The organism is Phenylobacterium sp. (assembly GCF_036263695.1).
Taxonomy (GTDB): Bacteria; Pseudomonadota; Alphaproteobacteria; order Caulobacterales; family Caulobacteraceae; genus Phenylobacterium.
The window spans coordinates 1-2,185 of record NZ_DATAGM010000357.1; the positions used below are offsets into that span (position 1 = coordinate 1).

Here is a 2,185-nt window from a genome sequence, read left to right on the forward strand (position 1 = left end):
CGCCATGATCGCCACCGCCCTCGACACCCTGCCCGCCCCGCCGTGCGCCCGCCTGTTGGGCTGGCGGGTCCTGGACGCCCGCCCGGCGGAGGGCTGGATCCGCATCGGCTTCGAGGCCAAGGCCGACTTCTGCAACCCGGCTGGCTTCATCCAGGGCGGATTCCTGGCGGCCATGCTCGACGACACCATGGGGCCGGCGGTGTTCGCCCATACGGAGGGGCGGCTCTACACCGCGACGATCGACATGACGGTGAGCTACCTGAATAGCGCCCGTCCCGGCCCGATCGTCGGCGAAGGCCAGGTGGTGCAGCTCGGCAAGAGCGTCGGCTTCGTGGAGGCGAAACTCACGGACGCGCCCGGCGAGCTGCTGGCCCGCGCGACCTCCAGCGTGCGGCTGATCCCTGCGGAGAAGGCGCTCGCTTGAGCTACTTGGCCAGGGCGAAGTCGGCCCGCACGCGCACCTCGCGCGTGCTGACGCCGGCGCGCACCGGCGGGCCCGCGGCTTGGGTCTCCACGGCGGCGCCCATCGCGTCTCGAGGATAGCCGATGGGCGGGCCCTCGGCGGCGGCGTCGCGGATCCCCAGGACCCGCACGACCCGCAGCCCGGCCGCCTTCGCGTAGGCGTCCGCCCGCGCCCGCGCCGCCTTGTACGCCTCCGCATAGGCCGCGTTGTCGGCCCGCTCAGGGTCGGAGAGCCGGAGCTCCGGACCAGCCACCACATTGCCGCCCGCCTCTGTCGCCGCGGCGATCGCCGGCCCGGCCTGGGCGATGTCGCGGATCCTGACCTCGACGAGGTTGTCGGCCCGGTAGCGGCCGCGCTCGGGCCCGTAGTCGATGCGCGATAGGGTGACCGAGCGCGTCTGCAGGTCGTCTGGCTTGACGCCCAGCCGTTCGAGGCCCGCGGTGACCCGGCTCATCGTGGCGTTGTTGCCCGCGCTTGCGGCCGCCGCGGTCGGGGCGTTGGTCGAGACGCCGACCGTCAGCCGCGCCTCATCGGGCCGCGCCTCCGTGCGGCCGGTGGCGGACACCTGCAGCAGCACCTCGTCCCGCTCTACGCCCCGCGGGTTCGGGGCCTGGCTGCACGCCCCCGCCAGGAGGGCCACCGCCACCGCTACGCGCTTCATGTCGAGATCTCCGGCCGCGCCTGGCCGGCGCAATCGCAGGTTCAAGTGCGCGGCATGAACCCAGCCTGACCGCCTACCAGAGGCTCGCCTTGGCCCTGTCCGGCCACTCGCGGTCGTAGGCCTCGCCGCCGACCCGGTTCTGCGACATGCAGGCCAGGATCTGGCCGGCCGTCGGCAGGCTCTTCGGATCGACCTGCGCCGCCGGATCCCACAGGTGCGAGCGGACGATTGCCCGGGCGCATTGGAAGTAGACCGCTTCGGTGGTCAGCACGATGGCGCTGCGCGGCGCCTTGCCCTCCTCGGCCAGGCTCGTCAGCAGCTCCGGTTCGATGGACAGGCGGGCCCGCCCGTTCACCCGCAGGCAGTTGCCGGACCCCGGGATCAGGAACAGGAAGGCCGCCCGCGGGTCGCGGACGATGTTCCGCAGGCTGTCGCAGCGGTTGTTGCCCTTGCGGTCGGGCATCACCAGGGTCTGCGCATCCAGCATGCGCACGAACCCCGGCCTGTCCCCGCGCGGCGAGCAGTCCAGCCCCTCCGGCCCGCTGGTGGCCAGCGCCACGAACGGCGAAGCCTCCACAAACGGGCGATACTGCTCGGTCACATGGTCGGCGACCTTCACCAGCGAAGCTTCGTTGGTGTGCCCGTAGATGGCTTCCAGCTGCTCGATGGTGTCGATCGTGATCATTGGCGGCTCCGGTGAGGTCACCTCACGATAAGCGCGCCACTGCCGCTGCTCCGAACGAGAAGAATTCGGAAGCATTGTGAGCTAATTTCACCACCTATGCCTCAGAGCCTGCCTCCGCTGTCCAGTCTGCGCGCCTTCGAGGCGGTGGTGCGGTTGGGCTCCGTCACCGCCGCCGCCGTCGAGCTTGGCCGCACGCATGGTGCGGTCAGCAAGCAACTGCGCGCTCTGCAGGACCATCTCGGCGCCCCGCTGTTCGTCCGGGCCGGCGCACGCCTCACACCTACGGGTCAGGGCGCCGCGCTGGCTGCGGCGGTGCGGGAGGGGCTAGACGCCATCACGACCGGCTACCGCGCTGTGGAAGCCCAGCTCAGCGCTC

At 71.7% G+C, this 2,185-nt stretch carries 4 protein-coding genes; 2 read left to right on the forward strand and 2 right to left on the reverse strand.

Annotated elements, in window-relative coordinates; translation table 11 throughout:
• A partial coding sequence (locus VHK87_RS14595) for a PaaI family thioesterase (RefSeq protein ID WP_329635617.1) occupies nucleotides 1-424 on the forward strand: 424 nt, incomplete at its 5' end.
• Between the two features lies 1 nt (nucleotide 425).
• Here VHK87_RS14595 and VHK87_RS14600 read toward each other — a convergent pair.
• Together VHK87_RS14600 and VHK87_RS14605 are read right to left on the reverse strand one after the other, a co-directional pair.
• On the reverse strand, nucleotides 426-1,124 hold the full coding sequence (locus VHK87_RS14600; RefSeq protein ID WP_329635618.1) for an SIMPL domain-containing protein: 699 nt from the start codon (nucleotides 1,122-1,124) through the stop codon (nucleotides 426-428).
• Nucleotides 1,125-1,197: 73 nt separating this feature from the next.
• Nucleotides 1,198-1,809: a pyridoxamine 5'-phosphate oxidase family protein gene (locus VHK87_RS14605; protein ID WP_329635619.1), complete on the reverse strand. Its 612-nt coding sequence runs from the start codon at nucleotides 1,807-1,809 to the stop codon at nucleotides 1,198-1,200.
• A 96-nt stretch (nucleotides 1,810-1,905) separates the two neighbouring features.
• Here VHK87_RS14605 and VHK87_RS14610 point away from each other — a divergent pair.
• Nucleotides 1,906-2,185: LysR family transcriptional regulator (locus VHK87_RS14610; protein WP_329635620.1), on the forward strand; the 280-nt coding region annotated here is incomplete at its 3' end.